We start from the raw sequence: 22896 nt of genomic DNA on the forward strand, positions 1-22896 counted from the left end.
GCAATAAAAGATTATTTCGTACCGCCTGCTGGAACGATTGCACCATCATAATTTTCCAGAATAAAATTAGCAATTTCTTCAGACTGTAGTACTTCAACTAGTTTATTTAATGATTCATCCTCTTTATCCTCAGAACGAACTGCAATTATATTTACGTAGTCCGATTCCTCGCCTTCAATAAAGAGCGCATCATCTACTGGATTTAATTCAGCTCCAATAGCATAGTTTGTATTAATTACTACAAGTGCATCTTCTTCATTAAGATATAACTCTGGTAAAATTTCTGGTGCATAGTCTGGTGAAAACTCCAGGTTTTTCGGATTATCTACAATGCTATCAAGCGTAATTTCTTCAGCATTTTCGTCTAATGTAATCAGACCTTCTGCTTCAAATAACTTTAGAATACGTCCATGATCTGCTACAGAGTTACTTAAGATAACTTCAGCACCATCTGGAATTTCATCTACACTTTTAATGTTTACAGAATATACACCCATTGGTTCTACATGGACTCCGCCAATAGATTCAATTTCATATCCTGTATTTCCTACAGTTTCTTCTAAAAATGGTTTATGTTGAAAATAGTTTGCATCCAAGTCACCATTTGCTAAGTCGTCATTAGGCAACACATAATCTTCGTATGGTTCAATTTCTAACGTAATGCCCTCTTCTTCAAGTAAAGGAGCGGCTTCTTCTAGGATTTCTGCATGCGGTGTACTAGACGCACCTACTTTAAGTACAGCACTTTCTTCTTCACCTTCAGTCGTTTCTGCTGAATCATTTTCGTTTGAATTACTTCCTCCACAGGCTGCTAGTACTAAAACAGCTAGGAGTGCAATTAAAGCTAAATATTTTTTCATAATATAAATCCCCTTTTCTAATTGATTAATATATTTATTAAGGATATTACATCCTAAATAACATGTCCTTATCGTTTATCGATTCGTTTGGAGATCATATCTCCGATAAATTGGAAAATAAATACAATAATTACAATAATAATCGTACAAGCTAATACTACGTCAAAATCGCGGCGCATAAAACCGTAATAATGGGCACGATTTCCTAATCCACCAGCGCCGATTAAACCAGCCATTGCTGTATATCCAATTAATGCAATTGACGTTACGGTAATACCAGATATGAGCGCTGGCATTGATTCTGGTAGCAATACTTTGAATATAATCGTTTTTGTTTTTGCTCCCATTGATTTTGCAGCTTCCACAACACCTTTGTCTACTTCAACTAATGCGATTTCCACCAATCTTGCATAAAACGGTGCGGAACCAATGATTAATGCTGGTATAGCGGCGTTTGGTCCTCGAACGGTGCCAATAAGAAAATCTGTAAATGGGAATAGTAATAAAATCAAAATAATAAATGGCACAGCTCGGAAAAAATTCACAACTGCTGAAGTGCTATGGTAAATATATCTATTTTCCCAAATTCCATTCTTATTCGTTAAGTAAAGCAATAACCCTAATAATATACCGAATATCACGACTCCAACTAATGATAAAAGTGTCATGTAAAGTGTTTCATAGGTCGCCTCAATCATATCTTCCGCTTTTACATTTGGAAATAAATTAGATAGCATTTTCAATAACCTCCAGTTCTACTGAGGTTTCATTTTCAATAAATCGACAAGCATCCTTGATTACGTCTTTATCACCATTCACTTGCACATATAATGTACCAAATGCACCATGCTTTGTTTGCGTAATTTTCCCTTGTAATATATTCAAATCAACGTTAAACTTGCGTGAAACCTCACTTATTAATGCTTGATTCGTTGTTTCGCCAATAAATTGCAAACGAATTATTTTTCCAGAAGTCTTATTAGTGATTAACTGATTAATAATTTCATTATCTTCATCATTGCCCATTACTTGCTCGACAAATTTCTTTGTAACGGATTGTTGTGGTTTTTGAAAGACATTCAGGACATCACCTTGCTCCACAACTTTACCATTTTCCATTACCGCCACACGACTGCAAATTTTACGAATAACATGCATTTCATGTGTGATTAAAATGATCGTCAATTTCATTTTTGCGTTAATATCAACCAATAGTTCTAAGATGGAATTGGTTGTTTCAGGATCAAGCGCTGACGTTGCTTCATCACAAAGCAATACTTTCGGTTTATTTGCTAGTGCACGCGCGATACCAACTCGCTGCTTTTGCCCACCACTCAGCTGGGATGGATATGCATTTTCTCTACCAGAAAGCCCGACTAGATCAATTAGTTCTTGCACTCTTTTTTCACGTTCGTCCTTGGAGACACCTGCTATTTCTAATGGAAAAGCGATGTTCTCTTTTACTGTACGCGACCAGAGCAGATTAAAATGCTGGAAGATCATCCCTATTTCTCTTCTAGCAAGTCGAAGCTCATTTGATTTTAGCGCGGTAATTTCTTGTTTATCAATTATAACCTTCCCACTTGAAGGCTCTTCCAAGCGATTGATTAAACGGACAAACGTACTTTTCCCTGCTCCACTATAACCAATAATGCCATATATTTCACCTTGATTAATCTTTAAGTTAAGATTATCAACGGCTTTCAATTGTTTATTGTTCTGTTTAAATATTTTATTTAATCCTTCGATCGAAATCAATAAGATTCCTCCTCTTAATACGTAACACATCTTTAACCTACAATACCTTAACTCTTTTCTAAAAGATTGGGACTGCGGTTAATCGTCCACCTAAAAACTGTTGATTTTATCATCTGGTGGTTAAAAAGTAATAGTTGCATTTTTAATTATTCCCTAAATGAACAAAAAACGTCCTTCTGATTGAGAACAGAAGGACGTTTAATATTAAAAGTCTCGTGTTCTCTCATCTGTCAAAGCGATGCTTTGCAGGAATTAGCACCTTTCAAGCAGACCATGCTTGAAGGTTGCCGCGATATCATAGGGCCAGTCCCTCCACCGCTCAAGATAAGAGCTATCTACATATTTGATTAATTAGTACAACGAAACTATAGTAGCATGCTAGTTTCATTGTGTCAATTAACAACTGAACACATTTACTGGACATTAAATAATTCAGGCTTATACTCCAACAATAATGAATAAATATTTGCAATGGACTTAAAGGCATAAACCTTCTCTTTTATTTCATATCCCTCTTTAATTAAGAGGCATGGAACACTCTCAATTTTGTGTTCCTGCATAAATTCCGGATGTAAGGATGCGTTCATATCGTAAAAGATATTCTGCTTATGAACGGACTCAATTTTATCCAGCATGCTTCTTGCAACACTGCACGTACCGCAAAATGGCGTATAAATATATAATAAATAGTTTTCCTTCTCTAATTCCTTATTCGTAGCTTTTTGCAAGTTAACCACCTTTAGATTTTATAAATTCGGCATTAAAAATATCGGATGTACCTGGAAATTCTTGCTAAGTAAAGCAGAAGCAAGAACATGGATAGGTGTTGTCGCAACCTCGCGATACTCACTGCTCACATAAATATGATCCGCATGTGGTAATTCACGGGCAAGCTGTTTCCTTAACTTCAACCCTGATTTATCTTCATCAACTAGGATAAATACTTCTTTCTCATCTAAACAATACGTATCTAATAACTCTTCAAAACGCCCAATACCCAATGTACCGTTTGTACAGACAATCGTAACATTGTCATTAATCACCTTTTCTACCTTTCGTTTATCGGTTAATCCTTCGACAATGATTATTTTATCTGACTCCATCGTTATCATCGCACAGCACTCCCCATATAAGTAAGCAAGACGCTTCGTTGATTTAGTATATGATAAAAAGAAAGCTAACTATACACTATTTTCTAATGTTAGTTAGCCCCTTTGTTTAGTCTTGTTCTATGAAAGCTTTGTATTGTTCAGCTGTTAATAATTCATCAAGTTCTGATTCATCAGATAGTTCAACTACAACCATCCATGCTTTTTCATATGGAGATTCATTTACATATTCCGGATTATCTTCTAAGTCTTCGTTTACTTCCACTACTTTCCCACCAACTGGAGCATATAATTCGGAAACAGTCTTAACAGATTCCACACTTCCGAAAGGCTCATCACCAGAAACCTCATCATCTACCTCTGGTAATTCAATAAACACAATATCTCCTAGCTCATCTTGTGCAAATTCTGTAATACCAATACGAACATTGTTTCCTTCTTTTTTAATCCATTCGTGGTCTTTTGAATATAATAATTCTTCTGGTAAGTTCATCCTAATCCCTCCGTTAGTTCATTCTATTTAACTATACAATGTTACGTCATATATTACTAGCCCTTGGGAAAAGATTTTCATTCACTTATTTAGCCCCAGGTTTCTTCAAATGAATCTACTTTGAATCCAACTGTCACCTTTTCACCATCCGTAACAATCGGACGTTTAATCAGCATGCCATCAGAAGCTAAATATGCTGCCATTTCTTCTATACTTGCATCTTTAATTTTGTCCTTCATATTCATTTCACGATACTTCATTCCGCTTGTATTGAAAAATTTCTTAGCCGGTAAGCCGCTATTTTTAATAAGTTCGAGAATCGCTTCTTTTGATGGCGTCTCTTCGACGATATGTATTTCTTTATAATCGATATTATGTTGATCAAACCACTTTTTAGCCTGCTTACATGTACCACATTGAGGCAACCAATAAAATGTTAAGCCCATATCATTACCTCCTATCTATAATAAAATTACTCTCATTATAGCAAATTTTTAGCTACTTGCATCTCGTATTGCTTAATAATGTGCCAAGGACTCTCAGATCAGTCGCTCCAGAAATACACTACGCTTTCCACCGGAGCTGGTGAGCCTTCTCGCAGGAATCTTCGTGTATTTCTTCCGCTGGGGATATTGCAGTAACTGGAAATGACAAACCTACTAATGATAGTAAGTGATTTAGCGTAAGAAATGAAGAATCTAATAGAACCCCCATCCAGATTTGAAATAACAATTTTTTCTAGCTAACAGTTTATATCGAATGTCCATTGTTCCTACTAAAAGAGTGTGCATTTAGTAAATAACCCAAAAATAAAGATAGATCTATAAAAAATCCCCATGCTTTATTAATACGAAGCATGGGAGTTGTATTATTCTTTCCCTTAATATAAATTCTGCTTTACAAGACATATTCCTCTTTCTCAATTAACTTAGCAGCGATCTCCCTTTTTTTAGCGACAACATTAATTGGTGTATGTCTTGTTAATTTTCGTAACGAGGAAAGCAGCATACGGAGTGTATCTCCTTCTTCGATCGTAATCAGGGTCTCTTTTGCATCAGCCTCCATACGGTTAAATGCTTCTTGAACATATACCTCCGTATAAAGGATTTTTTGTTTATTCTTTTCTTCACCTGTTTTATTAATAGCTTTCTCCGTCCTTAGTATTGCTGACTCGATATTATAGACCTCGGACACCATGTCAGCAATGTTTACCAATACCTCTTGCTCCTTCTCAATCCTTTGCATGTATTTCTTAGCAGCAAGGCTTGCAGCAAAAAGGACCAGCTTCTTCGCGTTTCTTAATAGATATTTCTCCTGCTCTAATGTTCCATCACCAACTTCTTCGGGCATTTTCATTACCATTTCTTCCTGTAAGGTTTGTGCTTTTTGAAGCAATGGAAGTTCACCTTTCATTGCTTTCTTCAAAATTGTTCCCGGTACTAGCAAGCGGTTGATTTCATTTGTTCCTTCAAATATCCGATTAATCCTCGAGTCACGATAGATTCTTTCTACTTCATATTCTTGAATAAATCCATTTCCGCCATGAATTTGCACTGCTTCATCTACAGTATAATCAAGCATTTCCGTTGCCATATATTTATTCATAGAGCATTCAATTTGGTATTCGGCAATCGCAGCAGCTACCTCTCTACCATCCATTAATTGATCCTCTGATAGCAGACTCATTCGTTGCTCCATGAGACCAACAGTTCTGTAAGCAGCACTTTCGTTAGCATAAATTTTCGATGCCATCGTTGCCAATTTCTCCTGTATTAGCGAGAAACTGGATAATGATGTCCCGAATTGCTTCCTCTCGTTAGAATAATTCGCTGCTAACTCTAATGCGCGTTTTGCACCACCAACTGCCCCAATCGCCAGTTTATAGCGGCCGACATTTAGGATGTTAAAGGCAATAATATGGCCTCGACCCTTTTCACCAAGAAGATTTTCTACAGGTATTTCTGCATTGTCTAAAATTAAAGTACGAGTGGAAGAGCTTTTAATTCCCATTTTCTTTTCTTCAGGACCAGTGGATACCCCTGGATAATCACGTTCAACGATAAAAGTTGAGAAATGCTCGCCATCAATTTTTCCATAAACAATAAAAACATCTGCGAATGCTGAGTTCGTTATAAATTGTTTTTCACCATTTAGAATATAATGGGTTCCCGCTTCATTTAATACTGCTGTGGTTTTGGCACCTAAAGCATCAGATCCTGAACTCGATTCAGTAAGTGCATAAGCAGCAATCAATTCTCCTGTCGCAAGCTTCGGCAAATACTGCTTCTTCTGATTATCATTTCCAAAGAATACAATTGGCAGGGAACCGATCCCTACATGTGCACCATGAGTAATTGAAAAACCACCAGCAAGCGAAAATTTTTCTGTAATTAAAGCGGAGCTTATTTTGTCTAGACCAAGTCCGCCATATTCCTCAGGAACATCTGCACCTAATAGTCCCAGTTCACCCGCTTTTTTTAGTAAGGCTACCGAATGCTCGAATTCCTGTTTTTCCAGATTCTCGACTTTCGGTAATACCTCGCCAACAATAAAATCCTCAGTCGTCTTGGCAATCATCTTCTGTTCTTCCGTAAAATCTTCTGGTGTAATAATATCATCAGCAGTCAAATCTTCTACTAAAAAAGTTGCCCCTTTAAAAAGCTTTTCTCTCGTTTCACTCATCTCAAATCTTCCCCTTTGTCATTTTTTAAAGTAATTCAAACACTCCAGCTGCCCCCATTCCTCCGCCAATACACATCGTAACAACACCGAATTGAATATTTCTTCGTTTCATTTCATGGATCAATGTTAAAGTTAGCTTTGTTCCTGTACATCCAAGTGGGTGTCCAAGTGCGATAGCACCGCCATTTACGTTAACGATAGCCGGATCTAAATCAAGCGCTTGAATTACCCTTAGAGCTTGAGATGCAAATGCTTCATTTAATTCAAACAAACCAATATCCCCAAGTTCAAGACCTGCAAGCTTCAATGCTTTTGGAATTGCTGCAACAGGTCCGACTCCCATTATTTCCGGCTCCACGCCTGCAACTGCAAAAGATCTAAATTTAACAATTGGAGCAAGTCCTTCCGCCTCTGCCCTTTCGCGTTCCATCACAAGAACGGAAGCTGCACCATCACTCATTTGTGATGCATTTCCAGCAGTTACTGTTCCATTCATCGAAAATGCGGGCCGAAGCTTTGCTAAAATTTCTGCCGTTGTTCCTGCTCGAACTCCTTCATCCATTTTGAAAATGGACGATTTTTCTTCGATACGATTATTTTTAGCAATTACTCTTTCCGTAACTTCTACTGGAATAATTTCATCCGTAAATTTTCCTGCCTTTATTGCCTTTGCTGCTCGTTCATGGCTTTGCACTGCAAATGCGTCCTGATCTGTTCGTGAAATATTAAAACGATTCGCAACTTCTTCCGCCGTATGTCCCATTCCCATATAATAGCCTGGCGCATCTTGCACAAGCTTCGGGTTCGGTTTAATTACATGGCCTCCCATTGGAATCATACTCATTGATTCTGCACCACCCGCAATAATGGCCTCACCTGCTCCAATCATTATCCTTTCTGCCGCAAAGGCAATCGATTGTAAACCAGATGAACAGTAACGATTAATGGTTATCCCAGGAACATCTATCGCAAGGCCTGCAAGTGCTGCAATATTTCTTGCCATATTCATTCCCTGCTCCGCTTCAGGGTTTGCACAACCAATTATCACATCATCAATTTTGCCGTCATAGTCCCCAGCACGTTTTAACGTTTCCCTAATCGTTAATGCGGCTGAATCATCCGGTCGATAATTCGCTAAAGATCCCTTATGTGCCTTTCCTACAGGGGTTCTGGCACCAGATACAATAACTGCTTCTTTCAATATTCTCTCCCCCTCATCCTTAGAATGTTAAGATAAAATAATAATCCCCTTACTATTCCTATGGCAGCAATAGCCACGTCCAGCTCCATCGCATAGCGAGACTTCCCTCACCACCGCATGTCACTAAACAGGGGCATTTCCTTTTGTTAATTTCTCAATGCCTTTCCTTTTAGCAACATATGTTGCATTCTTGCTTGGGTAAGTGGTTCACCAATCAGACTTAAGAATGCCTCTCGTTCAAGATCCAACATCACTTGTTCGTCGAGTAACGTACCTTCTTTCATTCGCCCGCCTGAGAGAACGTAAGCAAGTTTTTCCGCAATTTTCACATCATGATCGGATGCATATCCACCATATCTTAATGTTTTCGCGCCCATAAGCATTGCTGCATATCCCGCGTCGCCGACTACTGGGATTTTCTCTGGAAGGGGAGCACGATACCCTGTTCTAGCAAGCCCCAATACTTTTTCTTTTGCATCATGTAATAAATGGTCAGGGTTTGCAGTAACACTGTCACCCGCTCCTAAGAATCCGCTCTCAAAAGCTTCCGCAGCAGAAGTCGAGACCTTAGCCGTAGCAACTTTTTCAAACACATTATTTGCGACCTTCGTTAAGTCAAAATGTACATCTTTTGGCAAATTTCGAAGTTCCTTTAAGTAGAGCTCTTTTGTTCCGCCCCCACCAGGAATTAGGCCAACGCCAAATTCAACGAGTCCAATATACGTTTCTGAAGATGCTTGAATTGCTGCGGCTGGCAAGGTAACCTCTGCGCCGCCTCCAAGGGTCATATTAAATGGTGCAGTGACTACCGGCTTTACGGCATATTTAATATTCATGGCCATGCTTTGGAAACCGCGAATAACCATGTCTAATTCATCGAAGTTATCATCCTGCGCTTCCATTAACATTAGCGCTAGGTTCGCACCGATACAGAAGTTTTTTCCTTGGTTACCGATTACCAGACCTTCATAATTATTAGCTACCTCATCGATTGCATAATTTACCATTTGAATAATATCAAGACCGATTGCATTGCTTTTCGAATGGAACTCTAAAAGAGCAACACCATCACCTAAATCTACTAAACTTGCACCACTATTTTGTTTAATAACAGGATTTGCTTGTTTTAAAAGCTGCAGGTTAATCACTTTCTTATTAAGTTCTTGTTTTTTAAATTCACCAGTATCGTAATAACTGATTTTGCCGTTTTCTTGTTTGTAAAAGGTTTCGTTACCATCTTCTAGAAAATGCAGCACCCAATTCGGGATGGTTAGCCCTTCCGCTTGCATTCTAGCAACTGATATTCTAACTCCAATCTGATCCCATATTTCAAACGGACCTGCCTCCCAGCCGAATCCCCATTTCATTGCCCTGTCAATTGCTGGAATGTTATCGGCAATTTCACCAAGTAATTCAGCAGAATAGATGAGCACAGGTTTAGTGATTGACCAGATGAAGTTACCCGCACGGTCACCTTCCGCTTTTATAAGCGCTTTCAATTTGCGGTGTGATCCTTTTTCTTGCTTAGCCAGCTCAGTTGCTGCTGTTGAAAGTGATTTCCGCTCTTCATATTCTAATGTCTCTGGGTTTAATTCATAAATGACACCAGCTTCTTTCTGATAGAATCCTTTACCACTTTTCGAACCGAGCCAGCCTCTGTCATTCATTTCCTTCATAAACGCTGGAATTTCGAAGACATCCTGCTCTTCACCTTCTACATGATCATAAACATTGTTTGCTACATGTATAAAGGTATCTAAACCTACGACATCCAGCGTGCGGAACGTCGCACTTTTTGGACGCCCAATTAAGGGCCCAGTTACAGAGTCAACCTCACCAACACTATAGCCCCCTCTTAACATTTCTCTTACGGTAACAAGCAGTCCATACGTACCAATTCGGTTCGCAATAAAATTAGGAGTATCTTTAGCAATAACAACACCTTTTCCAAGAACATCCTCACCAAAGGTTTTCATAAATGCTATGATCTCTGGGCTCGTATACCTCGTTGGAATAACTTCCAATAATTTTAAGTATCGTGGTGGATTAAAGAAATGTGTACCAAGGAAATGCTTCTTAAATTCGTCAGAGCAATCCTCTACCATTTGCTCTACTGAGATGCCAGAAGTATTGGAGCTTATAATTGTTCCTTTTTGGCGATGCTTTTCTACGTTTTTAAAAACCTGCTTCTTAATTTCTAACTTCTCCGTAACAACCTCAATTACCCAATCCACATCAGCTATTTTTTCCATATCATCTTCAAAATTTCCCACGGTAATAAGTTCTAAACTCTTCTTAGAAGTTATTGGTGATGGTTTTTGCTTTAGCAATAATTGCTTACTTGTAGCCGCGACCCTGTTCCTCACGGCGCTATCTTCCAATGTCAGTCCTTTTTGTTGTTCTGCATCTGTCAATGTTTCCGGTACGATATCAAGCATCAATACTTGTATGCCTACATTTGCTAAATGGGCAGCAATTCCCGAACCCATTACACCCGAACCTAAAACAGCTGCACGCATGATCGATTGCTTCATTATTACAATCCCCCAATCCATTGTTGAATGAATGGTCATTCATATTGTTCTAGTTCCTACTATAAATCAATATCAGATATTTCGCAATAAATTTAATTGAATTTTGATTATAAACGTAATCATTCCTATTTACATATCGGAATGATTACGATATGATACTATTTATAGTTAGTTAATTACAGGAAGAACGGGGACAATATATGAAACTTTCATACAAATTAATACCATTTCTAATTATTGGTTTGATTGCTGCCGGTTGTACGTCAGCAAGTGACGATGCCAAGTCCAGCAATGATAATTTAATAGTCTATACAACGATTTACCCGATTCAGTATATCCTCGAACAAATTGGCGGGGATAGCCTTACAGCAGAGTCCGTTTATCCCCCAGGCGCAGATGCACATACTTATGAGCCCACTTCAAAGGAAATGACGGACATTGCTAAGAGTGATGCCTTTATTTATTTAGGTGCCGGTATGGAAAGCTTCGCTGAGGCTACTGCAGAGGCTTTAGAAAAACAGGATGTATCATTGATCGAAATTGGTGCACATGAAGAACTTTTCAGCTCATCAGGTACTGCTGAACACGACCATGAAAGTGAGCACGATCATGAAGATGGGCACGATCATGGCGACCAAGACCCCCATATATGGATTGATCCATTACGAATGATAGAAATTGCTGAAATTATTAAAGATGAACTTATTACTTTGAATCCTGATGAGGAAGCAGTCTATACAGAGAATTTTGCTGGATTAAAAGAAAGCATGCTCCAATTGGATCAACAATTTACCGAAACGCTTGAACCAAAAGAGAACAAAAAAATCTTAGTTTCCCATGCTGCATTTGGATATTGGGAAGAGCGTTATGGTATTGAACAAATATCGGTTAACGGAATATCCTCTGGCAGTGAACCATCTCAGAAGGAATTAACAGAAATCATTGATCAGGCAAAAGAATACAATCTTGATTATATTCTTTTTGAACAAAACACCTCAAATCGTGTATCGGAAGTTATTCAAAATGAAATAGGTGCTGAAATGTTAACCATCCACAATTTATCTATTTTAACCGATGAAGATATTGCAAATGATGAGGACTATCTTTCTTTAATGACTTATAATTTAAATATTCTGGATCAAGCTACTAAATAATGAACATTCAATCTCGTACCTACCTCTTTCAAACGGATGTAGGTACTTACTTTTAAGAGGTGAAATAATGAAAGAACCAATTATCTCGATGGAAAATATTAGTTATGCATACGATAGTAAAACAGTGTTAGACCAGATTAACTTAGAAATCCCACAAGGATCTTTCATGGGATTAATCGGACCGAATGGTGGAGGGAAAACGACATTAATTAAACTCATCTTAGGCTTGCTAAAACCAGATGAAGGCTCCATTAAGCTTTTCGGTGAGCAGATGGATAAATTTAAGGATAGAAATAAAATTGGTTTTGTCTCGCAAAAAGCCAATGCATTTAATCGTGGCTTCCCTGCCACCGTATTTGAGGTTGTTTCAACAGGTCTGACAGCGAAAGTAGGCTACTTTAAATTTTTCAATCAGAAGCATAAAGCAAAAATTCTTCAAGCAATTGAGCAAGTAGACATGCTCGATTATGCTTATCGAAATATTGGCGACCTGTCAGGTGGTCAACAGCAACGAATTTTTATTGCAAGATCGCTTGTTAACGATCCAGAATTGCTAATTTTGGATGAGCCTACTGTTGGAATTGATAGCGAGAATGTAAAACGGTTTTATGATTTACTGCATCAATTACATGATAAACGGAATATCTCTTTACTACTTGTCACACATGACACAGGTACGATGACAGAGCATGCGACAGACATCGTTTGTTTAAATAAAACCTTACATTTCCATGGGAAATCTGAGGAATTCACATCCCTGTCTGAATATGATTTATCCAATATTTACGGACACGCGTTAAATATTGTCACCCACAATCACTAATGTTGGAGGAACGACTATGCTAGCAGATATTTTACAATATGATTTTTTAAGGTATACATTTATAACAGGGATACTAATTGGCATCATTGCGCCATTACTAGGTACATTTATTGTTGTTAGACGGCTATCTTTAATTGCGGATGCACTTTCCCATGTAACATTAGGTGGGATTGCTTTCGGACTAATGCTTGAGAAATTATTCGCGATTGTATTCAATCCACTATTAAGCGGACTTGCATTTTCCGTAGTAGGCTCCGTTTTAATTGAAAAGCTACGTGGCGTATACAAAGCATACCAAGAAATCGCGATCCCAATTATCATGTCAGCTGGTGTTGGTCTGAGTATCATTTTCATTTCTATTGCCGATGGATTTAATACCGATTTACTTAATTATTTATTTGGGTCTGTTTCCGCAGTAAGCCAAAGTGATTTTTTTATGATCCTTGGGATTTCCATATTTGTAATTCTTGTCATTACACTATTTTACAAGGAGCTCTTTACCCTCTCCTTCGATGAAGAATATGCGTCAATTTCGGGTATTCATGCAAAACGAATCCATTTATTGTTTATTATTTTAACTGCACTTGTTATAGGGTCATCGATACAAATTGTTGGAGTTTTATTGGTTTCCGCTTTAATGACTTTGCCTGTTGCAGCAGCTATGCGAATCGCAAAAGGATTTAAGCAAATGATGTTCCTTTCTATTATATTTGGGGAACTAGCAGTTATTATCGGATTAATCTCTGGCTATTATTTGAGTATCCCACCAGGCGGTACAATTGTAATGGTCGCCATTGTAATTTTATTACTTACCATCGGGATTAAGAAGGTTAACTTATTTAAAAAGGTGCGTGAAGCTTAATGAATATAGAAGAAGCTATCGATCTCTTAAAGAGCAAAGGATATAAAGCAACTGGTAGAAGAAAGGATATTTTATCTTATTTCAATGAAGCAGATGGCTACCGGACTGCGAAGGACTTAATTAGTCATTTAGAAGAAAGCTATGACGGCATTAGCTTTGATACAATCTATCGTAATTTACATTTATACCATGAAGTCGGAATTCTAGAATCAACGGAACTAAATGGCGAGAAGCTATTCAGGATGAACTGCACCCATCACCACCATCATCATTTTATTTGTAATGAATGTGGAAAAACAAAAGAAATTGATGTATGCCCGATGGATGAATTGCTAGGTACCCTTTCAAACTATGAAATTGAAGGACATAAATTTGAAATCTATGGACTCTGTCCAGGTTGCAAAGGGGCATGAATATAAAAGTATATTTGGCCGTTGCTGTAGGTGGAATGATTGGTGCAATCGGCCGTTATTATATTTCTGTCCTCTTTAGTGGCAATACGGGATTCCTACGCAACACTTACAGTCAATTTAATTGGCTGCTTTTTTCTGAGCTTTTTAATGAATCATGATGTAATTAAGAAAAATTTTTCATCTGAACTCTTTACTGCAATAACGGTAGGGATCATTGGATCATTTACAACATTCTCTACTTTTGCAGTAGAGACCATTCAATTAGCAACTTCTAGTCTCGGCTTAGCAATTACCTATATTTTGATCAGCGTACTTGGCGGACTAATTTGCTGCTTCTTAGGATACATGACAGCAACTAGAAGGCAGGTTTCCAGATGAATATTTTGCTTGTAGCTTTAGGTGGATTTTTCGGAAGTATTACTCGCTATTATATTTCTATAAAAACAGAAAAACGATTAATTGGTACATGGATTGCTAATATAACTGGATCGATTACCTTGGGATTCCTTTTGCATTTCCACATAGCTGGAACAACACCGGAGTGGCTTTGGCTTCTTGTCGGTGTCGGATTTTGTGGTGCATACACGACATTCTCTACATTCGGAAATGAAACATTGAATTTATTTCTAGATAAAAAATATGGAACAGCCATTTTCTATAGTCTAAGTACTGTAATAACTGCTCTTATCATCGTATACTTCATCATGAAAATCCTTTGAATGTAGTTATGTTTTCTACATTATTCGATAAATTACAAACAACAATTTAATTTTCTACAACTTTCGTGTATAATATATTGTTAGATAACATAAATTAGGAGATTTGATATGAAAAAACATAAAGGTCTTTATATTTTCATTTTAACAATTATCGCATTAGCATTTATTGTATTTGTTGCGTTCATGCAGCATAACTTCAATAATCCCGACTTCTCAGCATCGGGCACTGATCCAGTTGCAACCGATACAGCGAGCTCGAAAGACAGTGGGAAAGCAGAATCCACAGCAAATGAGCAAAAGGAAAAAAAGGAAAACAACGATGAGGATACTGTGAATGAGGAAGATGAACAAGCAGAAAATGAAGGCGAAGAAGATACTGACACGACTACCCCTTCCATCCAATACGTTAATCTTGATTTATTAACTGTTCGGAGTGAACCAGACTTAGAATCTAAAATAGTGGGTTATGTGACGAAGAATCAGGAAGTAGAAGTTGAGAATATAAATAATCCGGATGGTTTTGTAAAAGTGACGACAGATGAATTTACGGGTTATGTGAAAGACAAATTTTTAGATCCAGAAGAATCAGAATAGATACAAGCAAAAGAGAAATCAGATTGTGATTTCTCTTTTTTTCTTTAAAGAGAGTGAACTAGGCACCAGAAATTCGCTTGTTCAAGTATATCGTTTCATTATCTTATATATTTAATTCCAACCATTCCTCAGTTTCTACAAAACCAAACTTTTTATATACTGGTCTACCTAACTTTGAAGCACCAAGCCATATTTTTGAAATACCTGAATCCTTGGCTTCATCGACTAATTTAGTCAATAACTTCGTAGCTATCCCCTGCCCACGGTAATCCTCTTTAGTAAACATGTTAGTAATATAAGCCTTTTTACCACTTTTATTGGTATAAGTAGGCGGAAATTCATAATAGATGATTGCACCACAGGCAATAATATCTTCATTATCTTCAACTATCAACTGAATTAAAGAGCCATCACTTAGTTTGTTATGAAAGAATACATTTAGCTCCGAATTGATGTCTATATTAGGTTCTATCCCCTCATCCACTAATTGCCTTTTCCTTAAGTCAATCAATTTATCAATATCATTAATATTTGCTTTACGATATTTCACTTCTTATCACTCCACTTTGTAATGCCCTCTTATACTAAATCAGCGCAAAACATATACTCGAATTCACATTATTGTTTTATAAAGTAATATTAAAAAACTGGCTAGTTCTTACTTCAGTACCGCAATAATTATACCAGTGGCTTTTTAAAGACATAGCTTACTTTTTCATAGTTCATTTTATTTTCATAAAAATGATGCGCATCTTTTCTTTGTAAGCCCGATGATAGCGCAACACTATCATAATTATGTTCTTTTGCCCATTGATGGACGTATGCAAGCAATTGTTCACCGTATCCCTTGGAACGTTTACTTACATCTGTAACCAAATCACAAACCCATACAAATCTGCCATAGTAGAGTGTAATCATTGGCTTAAATCCAGTTACTGCAACAATTTCATTTTCATCAATTAAGACAAACATATGATAATTATCCTTTTCCCTAGCCTCATTTACTAAATCAAGATATGTATTCACATCGAGATGCATACGTAACTGCTTCATGATAGAAAATGCCTCAAGTATTTCTCCTTCTGTTTCAAGTTCTTTTATTGATGAATGGCCCAATGCATGATCACTTCTTTCGTTTGAAGTTTATCGATTTTTATTTATATCTCATAATGTTGTAGTTTATACCGTTTCATACTACGACTTACTCAGCGGATATTAATAATAATCGTCTATATTTTAAAAGAAGGCAACCCCATTTTGGGATTGCCTTTATAGCCGATATTTAGGCTTTCACAATTTTAACCTTTTTAATTTGATAGCCTTCCATCTCATCAATAATGAACTGGTATCCTTCGTGATCAATTGTTGTACCTTCTTTTGCGTCCAGGTTATTCGTAAACACCCAGCCACCGATTGTATCCACTTCTTCATCCTCGATCGTAATGCCTAATCGTTCATTTACCTCGTCTAATTGTAATTTACCAGAAACTACGGTTGTTTCCTCATCAACGATATCAATCATCGGAATTTCATTGACATCAAATTCATCCTGTATTTCTCCAACGATTTCTTCTAAAATATCTTCAACAGTTACAAGCCCTGCAGTTCCTCCGTATTCATCGTTGACAATTGCCATATGAATACGATCTTTCTGCATCTTAAGCAAAAGCTCTTTGATAGGGGTTGCTTCCGATACATGAATTATTGGACGAATGAATTTCTCAATTGTGAGTGGTTTATCATCATCAATTTGTGCAGTAAATATTTCTTTTAAATTTACTAAACCAATAATATTATCCTTATCTTCATCCGCAACTGGATATCTTGTAAATTGGCCTGTACGAGTAATATCAATGTTCACATCAAAACTATCTTCTAAATAAAAGCAAACAATTTCGGTACGTGGAACCATTATTTCTCTTGTTACTCTCTCATCAAATTCAAAAATATTGTTTACATACATCATTTCTGATTGATTGATTTCACCATTTTCATAACTGTCAGCCAAGATTAAGCGTAATTCTTCTTCACTATGTGATTCCTCATGGCCTGCCATCGGGTTTAAACCAAAAGCACGTGTTAGGAGCCTTGCTGAACCATTTAATAGCCAAATAAACGGGTATAACAGTCGATAGAACCACATTAATGGTCTTGCTGTCCAAAGTGTCACTTGCTCGGCCTTTTGAATCGCTAATGTCTTTGGGGCAAGCTCCCCTACAACAACATGAAGAAAAGTTGCAAACAAGAACGAGATAGCAATTGAAAATGTCGTTATTAATGCACCACTTATCGGCAATTGTCCTATAAGAGGATGAAGCATTTTCTCAAATGTAGGTTCGGCCAATCGACCAATACCGAGTGCAGTAATCGTTATTCCTAATTGACAAGCTGATAGATATTCGTCAAGATGGGTCACCACTTGCTTCGCATATACTGCTCTTTTATTACCATTTTCAATATGAGGTTCAAGCTGTGTACTTCGCACCTTAACGATTGCAAATTCTGCCATAACAAAAAAAGCCGTAAACATTAACAGTATGGCGACTGCTATTAAATTCCATAGGGTCGCTATGTCCAATTAAGTCCCTTGCATCATATGATACAAGGAATTCACCTCCTGGTTTTATCTGAATATTCTGGATAATAAACACGGACTTATAAATAAATGATTCAACATCTCGGGTAAAAAATATATAAGTGAACGTTTATTGAATTGTCCATATAATTTCACCTTCCCATGGAATCACCTACTTTCTTAAACTAAATTATATTATACAGATAAAAATAAGTCTACAATTATTTCATTATCATAAGATTATAATACAAGGAAAATTAAAGATACAGGTAGTCGGTTTGGACAAGGTGGGTATGCTGTGCTAAGAAAAGCCGTATCAATTATCGTCGGAAGTCTCTGTATTGCCATTGGTGTAAATTATTTTGTTATTCCATACCATCTGCTTGATGGAGGAATAATCGGGATCGGATTAATTCTAAATTATACATTTGGAATTCAACCAGGATTAGCTATTATTTTAATAAGTATTCCATTATATATTCTCGCCTTTTTTAGTAATAGAAATTATTTTTATAATGGAATTCACGGATTGCTTATCTCGTCACTGCTAATCGACTTTTTTCATTTTATTTCGTTATGGAATACAGGAGCAATGCCAATATTAATTAGTGCACTTATTGCTGGATTATTTATTGGTACAGGGATTGGCATTATGTTAATGAACAAAATTAGTACAGGCGGTACAGATCTATTAGCATTAATCGTATCCAACATAACAAAAATTAACCCTGGAATATTCATCTTTATCATTGATTGTTTCGTCTTATTAATTGGCTGGTTTGTCATACCAGAAGTAACCTTTTTCTATTCCTGTATTATGGTTCTTACGATTGATTGCACTACATATTTATTGTTAAAGAAATTCCCGAGCAGTCGTAGCAATTAATATTAAACAGAGCCTGTATAGTCGCAAACTACTTTCGCTTAAGTTATGATTGACTGTGGCCTATTTTGCCTTTAGAGATTATGAGAAATATTTAAACCAGCGTATCAGTGAAAAAGAGCATCCATCATCTTGATGGATGCTCTTTCTCTTAAACTATTATCTTACTACACTACGTACATGACCTGAGAAAACATCTTTCCAATAACCAGATGTCATATCTGCTACACCTAATCCAGAATTTTGTGATCCGATAAATTTACCGCCACCAAGGTAGATGCCTACATGACCGTTTGTTTTATACGTATCAAAGAATACGATATCTCCCGGTTGCATGTTACTTGCTGAAACTTTAGTTCCTGTGCTTTGTAGAGCTGCAGTACTTGATGGAATTGAAATTCCTGCTTGTGCAAATGCCCATGATACAAATCCGGAACAGTCAAAGCCGCCTGGTCCCTTACCACCCCATACATATGGCGTGCCAAGGTGAGCAAATCCAGCGTTGATTGCTATATCAATATTTCCACCACCTGTTGAACGTGACGGTGTATCGTTTGTTTTGTTTGTTTTGTTTGTTTCTTGTTTCGTAGTAGATTTTTCTTTAGTTTGACTCTCTTCTGTTTGGTTTGCTGATTCTTTATTAACCTTAGGTTGAGTTGCAACTACTACTGCTGGTTGTGTAGCAGTTTCAATAGTTTGTTTCACTTCAGCTTCTAGTGAAGCTAGATTACTATCTTTTATTTTAAGATCAGCTACCATTGTAGCTAACTCAGTTTCTTTATTTTTTAATTGAGCTTTCTTATCTTCGTTGTCTTTTTTTTGCTCTTCAATTACAGCTTGCATACCTTCTAGCTCTACTTTTAAGCTATTTAATTCTTCTAGTTTATCTAATACAGTGTTCTGCTTTTCTTCTACTTCTTTCTTATCGCTTTCTTGTTTTTCCATTAATGCTGCGTCAGATTCAGCAATTTTATTTACTGCTGATACACGGCTTAAAAAGTCCCCGAAAGTCTGTGAACCAAAGATTACTTCTAAATAGCTGATATTGCCACCTGATTTTTGGTAGGAAATTGCACGTTCTTTTAGAATATCAAAACGTTTTTCAATTGCAGCTTCTAACTCTAAGATTTCCTCTTCAAGTTTTTCAACTTCGGATTCCTTCGCTTTCATATCAGTACCAGTTTGACTAATCATATTATTATTTTCTTTTAATGCATCATTGACCTTTATAATTTCTTTATTTAATTCTTCAAGTTCAATCAAGACATCTGCAATATCTGCTTCTGCATCCGACAGATTAGCTTTTAGTTCATTACGATCGTCTTGAATTTGCGTTTGTTTTGCTTCTAATTCACCTATGGTTTCAGCATGAGTAGTTTGTGCCCCAAAAAAGGAACTGCCAATACCAACCACAGCTGCTGCGGTTACTGTAATCAATACTTTGTTCAATTTTAATTTCCTCGCTTCCCTAATTACATTACCGCAAAACGCTCTATGTATGTATTCACTCTGTTTTTATTTGCAGTTATGTGATCTCTCTATTTTATAAGTATCTCTATCTACATAAGATGCATTATAGCACCTGAAAATGACACGAATATTATAGATATATTACAGTTATATTTCAAAAGCGACATTTTTCCCCTTTATAATTTAAAAACTGCTCATTCTCTTAAGAGAATGAGCAGTTTACTGTCTACAACTTTATTTAATTCACTTGTTTTATAATCATTTTATTACATTTATTTTACAAGATTATGTTTAAATGCATATATTACAGCCTGTGTTCGATCTTGTACTTCTAGCTTGCCTAATACATTACTTACATGCACTTTTACCGTTTTCAATGCAATATAGAGTTGATCAGCAATTTCTTGATTGGAGTTTCCTTGGGTCATTAATAATAAGATTTCCATTTCTCGTTCTGTCAATTGATCGTGTAAATTCACTTCTGGCTTTGCCCGCATTTTCGTCATAATTTTCCCTGTTACTTCTGGTTCCAAAATAGACTGACCGCCATACGTTGCACGAATAGCCTTCGCAATCTCTTCTGCTTTTGACGTCTTCAACATATAACTCGTTGCACCAGCTTCAAGGGCTGGATAAACCTTGTCATCATCAAGAAAACTAGTGACAATTATAATTTTCGCGTCTGGCCATTGCTCAATAATCTTTCTCGTTGCTTCAATCCCGTCCATTTCTTTCATTACTAAGTCCATCAAGATAATGTCTGGTTTCAATTCCAAAGCTAGCGCTACTGCTGGGGCTCCATCGTCAGCCTCTGCTATAATTTCAATATCAGGCTGTGCAGATAGATAGGCCGATACACCAATCCGAACCATCTCATGATCATCTACAAATAAAACTCTAATCATCGCTCTCTTCCTCCTTCAGCAATACAGGAACCTTCACTTCTAATCTTGTGCCTTCGTTCGGAACGCTAATAACTTTAAATGTTCCACCAACCTCATATGCACGCTCTCGCATATTTTGCATGCCGTATGAGCTTGTTTTCACCTGTTCTAAATTAAAGCCAATCCCATTATCTTCAACCCGCAATATTACTGTTTCATCCCGCTCAATTAATAGGACTTGTAACAGCGTTGCTTTTGCATGTCTTAATGTGTTGGATAAGGACTCCTGTAAGATACGGAAAAGCTGATCCTCAACCCCTTTATCAACACGAAATTCCTCAACCTTTGCATCAATTTCCATCGGCACTTTTTGTGTAAGTTCTAATAATAACTCCTCTACACCTTGCTTGAGTGACTTGCCTTTTAACGCAACAGGACGTAAATGCAGGAGTAGAGCTCGCATTTCCAGCTGGGATTGATGAATCATTTTTTCTACCATTTGTAATTGTTGTTTGAATTTCTCGTCTTTTGGCGGATTCATTTCATTAATTGCTGACATCATCATTGATGCAGCAAATAATTGTTGACTTACTGAATCATGTAATTCTCGTGCCAGACGATTCCTTTCCTGTACAACTATTTCCTGTAAACTAACTTCTCTTTCACGTGCACGCTCAGTCGCAAGTCGCTGTGCATGTTCAGTTTGATTTCTGAATTTTTCTTGAATCTGGTACATCCGCTCTTGAATACTATCAAGCTCTTTATAGGATTCATCATCTGCTGCTAGCTTTTGTCCTTTGACAAGATCATCTAGTTTACGATCAATTTGGTATAGACGCTCTTTCCAATACCATCCAGTAGAAATTCCTATAATTGTTCCGAATGCGATAACAATTCCTATCGTTGTTAAAATATAAGAAACGTCACCAATTCGCTGTTGCCAAAGGATAGACCAGCCATATGGGACTTCTAAAGAAAAAGCGATAAATGTTAACCCAATTAACATTACTGCTAGAAGCAAGCTACAAATAACCGCTGTAATAATATGTCTGATAATCGTATTCATACGCGCTTCACCTCAAGATCACCAGAAAATAATGAGGTCACAATTTTTACTCGTGGGTGTGCGGAATCATAGTCTTTGGTTTGATACAGAACGGTTTTATTCATTAGCTTCCAGTGATGCTTACCTAAAATATGCACTCGACCGAAAACCGAGCTATGTGAAATGCTTACTTCTACTTCATAAGGGACATATATTTCGATATTTCCTACGATATGACGAATGGAAATAACCGCAGTATCATTAGGTAGCACTGTATTACTTAAATCAATCACCCGATCACCGAATGCACCATGAATATTCACATCACGCCACTGATATGCTGTTTCTTCTGTTTTTTGATCATCAAACATCTTATGATCAAATAATGGCTTCATTTCCATGAGTGTTTCTTGCCTAATCTCCCCACCTGGAAGAATCGGTTCAAGATGGTCTACATGTTTTTTTGTTTTAGAATAATTAATGATAAATAAAACGATGGATGCAATAATAAGAAACCTGACCGCAAGCAAATTGAATACAGCGAATACTAGGCTAACAAGGGAGAGCCAAAAGAATATTTTCCCCCATAATTTATTGAAATATTTCCAGCCAATATATAAAAACAATCCAGAAAATAAAGCTGAAACAATGCTTCCACCATAAAAGAAAGCAATTTCGAAAATAAAGAGAACCACTCCAATTATCAATATCCAATTAAAGGTGTCTGTAGTAAGTCGTTTGAACATGAAGTGATCCTCCTCTAGTATGTAATAAGTACAGACACAATAAGCGCCTGTACAGTAGTATATCATGGTTTTCCTTTTTGCTGCACTATGA

Annotated in this window: 26 protein-coding genes and 1 riboswitch; of the genes, 9 read left to right on the forward strand and 17 right to left on the reverse strand. The window is 36.9% G+C overall.

Annotated features, from left to right (window positions below):
* Nucleotides 1–11 precede the first annotated feature (11 nt).
* The 10 genes from CUC15_RS13535 to CUC15_RS13580 all read right to left on the reverse strand — a co-directional run bounded on the left by CUC15_RS13535 (nucleotide 12) and on the right by CUC15_RS13580 (nucleotide 10637).
* Entirely contained in the window at nucleotides 12–860 is an 849-nt protein-coding gene (locus CUC15_RS13535; protein WP_114917166.1) for a MetQ/NlpA family ABC transporter substrate-binding protein, read from the reverse strand.
* A gap of 68 nt (nucleotides 861–928) precedes the next feature.
* A complete protein-coding gene (locus tag CUC15_RS13540; RefSeq protein WP_114917167.1) occupies nucleotides 929–1597 on the reverse strand; it encodes a methionine ABC transporter permease in 669 nt (222 codons plus the stop codon).
* Nucleotides 1587–2618, reverse strand: coding sequence for a methionine ABC transporter ATP-binding protein (locus CUC15_RS13545; RefSeq protein ID WP_114917168.1), 1032 nt, complete (start codon nucleotides 2616–2618; stop codon nucleotides 1587–1589). The genes CUC15_RS13540 and CUC15_RS13545 overlap by 11 nt, the downstream gene beginning before the upstream one ends.
* Nucleotides 2619–2838: 220 nt before the next feature.
* A riboswitch (SAM riboswitch) is annotated at nucleotides 2839–2949 on the reverse strand.
* Nucleotides 2950–3031: 82 nt separating this feature from the next.
* On the reverse strand, nucleotides 3032–3346 hold the full coding sequence (locus CUC15_RS13550) for a thioredoxin family protein (protein WP_114917169.1): 315 nt from the start codon (nucleotides 3344–3346) through the stop codon (nucleotides 3032–3034).
* Nucleotides 3347–3364: 18 nt separating this feature from the next.
* On the reverse strand, nucleotides 3365–3730 hold the full coding sequence (locus CUC15_RS13555; RefSeq protein ID WP_205317606.1) for a toprim domain-containing protein: 366 nt from the start codon (nucleotides 3728–3730) through the stop codon (nucleotides 3365–3367).
* Between the two features lie 106 nt (nucleotides 3731–3836).
* Nucleotides 3837–4220 carry a glycine cleavage system protein GcvH gene (gcvH, locus tag CUC15_RS13560; RefSeq protein WP_114917170.1) on the reverse strand — a complete coding sequence of 128 codons (384 nt, stop codon included), beginning with the start codon at nucleotides 4218–4220 and terminating at the stop codon, nucleotides 3837–3839.
* 89 nt (nucleotides 4221–4309) lie between these two features.
* Nucleotides 4310–4666: an arsenate reductase family protein gene (locus CUC15_RS13565; RefSeq protein WP_114917171.1), complete on the reverse strand. Its 357-nt coding sequence runs from the start codon at nucleotides 4664–4666 to the stop codon at nucleotides 4310–4312.
* Between the two features lie 451 nt (nucleotides 4667–5117).
* Nucleotides 5118–6902 carry an acyl-CoA dehydrogenase family protein gene (locus CUC15_RS13570; protein ID WP_114917172.1) on the reverse strand — a complete coding sequence of 595 codons (1785 nt, stop codon included), beginning with the start codon at nucleotides 6900–6902 and terminating at the stop codon, nucleotides 5118–5120.
* A 25-nt stretch (nucleotides 6903–6927) separates the two neighbouring features.
* Complete coding sequence (locus CUC15_RS13575) at nucleotides 6928–8103, reverse strand: acetyl-CoA C-acetyltransferase (protein ID WP_114917173.1); 1176 nt, start codon at nucleotides 8101–8103, stop codon at nucleotides 6928–6930.
* Between the two features lie 146 nt (nucleotides 8104–8249).
* Nucleotides 8250–10637, reverse strand: a complete 2388-nt coding sequence (locus CUC15_RS13580) for a 3-hydroxyacyl-CoA dehydrogenase/enoyl-CoA hydratase family protein (RefSeq protein ID WP_114917174.1) — start codon at nucleotides 10635–10637, stop codon at nucleotides 8250–8252.
* Nucleotides 10638–10837: 200 nt separating this feature from the next.
* On the opposite strand from CUC15_RS13580, the gene CUC15_RS13585 reads away from it, so the two are divergent.
* The 8 genes from CUC15_RS13585 to CUC15_RS13615 all read left to right on the forward strand — a co-directional run bounded on the left by CUC15_RS13585 (nucleotide 10838) and on the right by CUC15_RS13615 (nucleotide 15202).
* Nucleotides 10838–11791, forward strand: a complete 954-nt coding sequence (locus tag CUC15_RS13585) for a metal ABC transporter solute-binding protein, Zn/Mn family (RefSeq protein ID WP_114917175.1) — start codon at nucleotides 10838–10840, stop codon at nucleotides 11789–11791.
* 67 nt (nucleotides 11792–11858) lie between these two features.
* The gene (locus CUC15_RS13590; RefSeq protein WP_114917176.1) at nucleotides 11859–12614 is read left to right on the forward strand and encodes a metal ABC transporter ATP-binding protein; all 756 of its coding nucleotides are present in this window, start codon (nucleotides 11859–11861) and stop codon (nucleotides 12612–12614) included.
* Between the two features lie 16 nt (nucleotides 12615–12630).
* Nucleotides 12631–13476, forward strand: a complete 846-nt coding sequence (locus CUC15_RS13595) for a metal ABC transporter permease (protein WP_114917177.1) — start codon at nucleotides 12631–12633, stop codon at nucleotides 13474–13476.
* Complete coding sequence (locus CUC15_RS13600; protein ID WP_114917178.1) at nucleotides 13476–13889, forward strand: Fur family transcriptional regulator; 414 nt, start codon at nucleotides 13476–13478, stop codon at nucleotides 13887–13889. The genes CUC15_RS13595 and CUC15_RS13600 overlap by 1 nt, the downstream gene beginning before the upstream one ends.
* The gene (locus CUC15_RS20505; RefSeq protein ID WP_242986025.1) at nucleotides 13886–14047 is read left to right on the forward strand and encodes a CrcB family protein; all 162 of its coding nucleotides are present in this window, start codon (nucleotides 13886–13888) and stop codon (nucleotides 14045–14047) included. The genes CUC15_RS13600 and CUC15_RS20505 overlap by 4 nt, the downstream gene beginning before the upstream one ends.
* Nucleotides 14025–14267 (forward strand): fluoride efflux transporter FluC, encoded by a 243-nt coding sequence (locus CUC15_RS13605; RefSeq protein WP_341457211.1) that lies wholly within the window; start codon nucleotides 14025–14027, stop codon nucleotides 14265–14267. The genes CUC15_RS20505 and CUC15_RS13605 overlap by 23 nt, the downstream gene beginning before the upstream one ends.
* Entirely contained in the window at nucleotides 14264–14608 is a 345-nt protein-coding gene (gene crcB, locus CUC15_RS13610) for a fluoride efflux transporter CrcB (RefSeq protein ID WP_114917179.1), read from the forward strand. Before CUC15_RS13605 ends, crcB begins: the two co-directional genes overlap by 4 nt.
* 108 nt (nucleotides 14609–14716) lie before the next feature.
* Nucleotides 14717–15202 (forward strand): SH3 domain-containing protein, encoded by a 486-nt coding sequence (locus CUC15_RS13615; protein WP_114917180.1) that lies wholly within the window; start codon nucleotides 14717–14719, stop codon nucleotides 15200–15202.
* Nucleotides 15203–15305: 103 nt separating this feature from the next.
* Here the strand turns inward: CUC15_RS13615 and CUC15_RS13620 are convergent, their stop codons facing one another.
* The 3 genes from CUC15_RS13620 to CUC15_RS13630 all read right to left on the reverse strand — a co-directional run bounded on the left by CUC15_RS13620 (nucleotide 15306) and on the right by CUC15_RS13630 (nucleotide 17780).
* A complete protein-coding gene (locus CUC15_RS13620) occupies nucleotides 15306–15752 on the reverse strand; it encodes a GNAT family N-acetyltransferase (RefSeq protein ID WP_114917181.1) in 447 nt (148 codons plus the stop codon).
* Nucleotides 15753–15880: 128 nt separating this feature from the next.
* Nucleotides 15881–16255, reverse strand: a complete 375-nt coding sequence (locus tag CUC15_RS13625) for a GNAT family N-acetyltransferase (protein WP_114918461.1) — start codon at nucleotides 16253–16255, stop codon at nucleotides 15881–15883.
* Between the two features lie 229 nt (nucleotides 16256–16484).
* Nucleotides 16485–17780: a hemolysin family protein gene (locus CUC15_RS13630; RefSeq protein ID WP_114917182.1), complete on the reverse strand. Its 1296-nt coding sequence runs from the start codon at nucleotides 17778–17780 to the stop codon at nucleotides 16485–16487.
* A gap of 295 nt (nucleotides 17781–18075) precedes the next feature.
* Here CUC15_RS13630 and CUC15_RS13635 point away from each other — a divergent pair, with 295 nt between their 5' ends.
* Entirely contained in the window at nucleotides 18076–18663 is a 588-nt protein-coding gene (locus CUC15_RS13635) for a YitT family protein (protein ID WP_114917183.1), read from the forward strand.
* 156 nt (nucleotides 18664–18819) lie between these two features.
* Here CUC15_RS13635 and CUC15_RS13640 read toward each other — a convergent pair whose 3' ends face one another.
* The 4 genes from CUC15_RS13640 to liaF all read right to left on the reverse strand — a co-directional run bounded on the left by CUC15_RS13640 (nucleotide 18820) and on the right by liaF (nucleotide 22805).
* A complete protein-coding gene (locus CUC15_RS13640) occupies nucleotides 18820–20109 on the reverse strand; it encodes a C40 family peptidase (RefSeq protein WP_114917184.1) in 1290 nt (429 codons plus the stop codon).
* A 293-nt stretch (nucleotides 20110–20402) separates the two neighbouring features.
* On the reverse strand, nucleotides 20403–21035 hold the full coding sequence (locus CUC15_RS13645) for a response regulator (RefSeq protein ID WP_114917185.1): 633 nt from the start codon (nucleotides 21033–21035) through the stop codon (nucleotides 20403–20405).
* Nucleotides 21028–22080 (reverse strand): sensor histidine kinase, encoded by a 1053-nt coding sequence (locus CUC15_RS13650; RefSeq protein WP_114917186.1) that lies wholly within the window; start codon nucleotides 22078–22080, stop codon nucleotides 21028–21030. Before CUC15_RS13650 ends, CUC15_RS13645 begins: the two co-directional genes overlap by 8 nt.
* The gene (liaF, locus tag CUC15_RS13655) at nucleotides 22077–22805 is read right to left on the reverse strand and encodes a cell wall-active antibiotics response protein LiaF (protein WP_114917187.1); all 729 of its coding nucleotides are present in this window, start codon (nucleotides 22803–22805) and stop codon (nucleotides 22077–22079) included. Before liaF ends, CUC15_RS13650 begins: the two co-directional genes overlap by 4 nt.
* Nucleotides 22806–22896 lie beyond the last annotated feature (91 nt).

The organism is Oceanobacillus zhaokaii (assembly GCF_003352005.1).
Classification (GTDB): domain Bacteria; phylum Bacillota; class Bacilli; order Bacillales; family Amphibacillaceae; genus Oceanobacillus; species Oceanobacillus zhaokaii.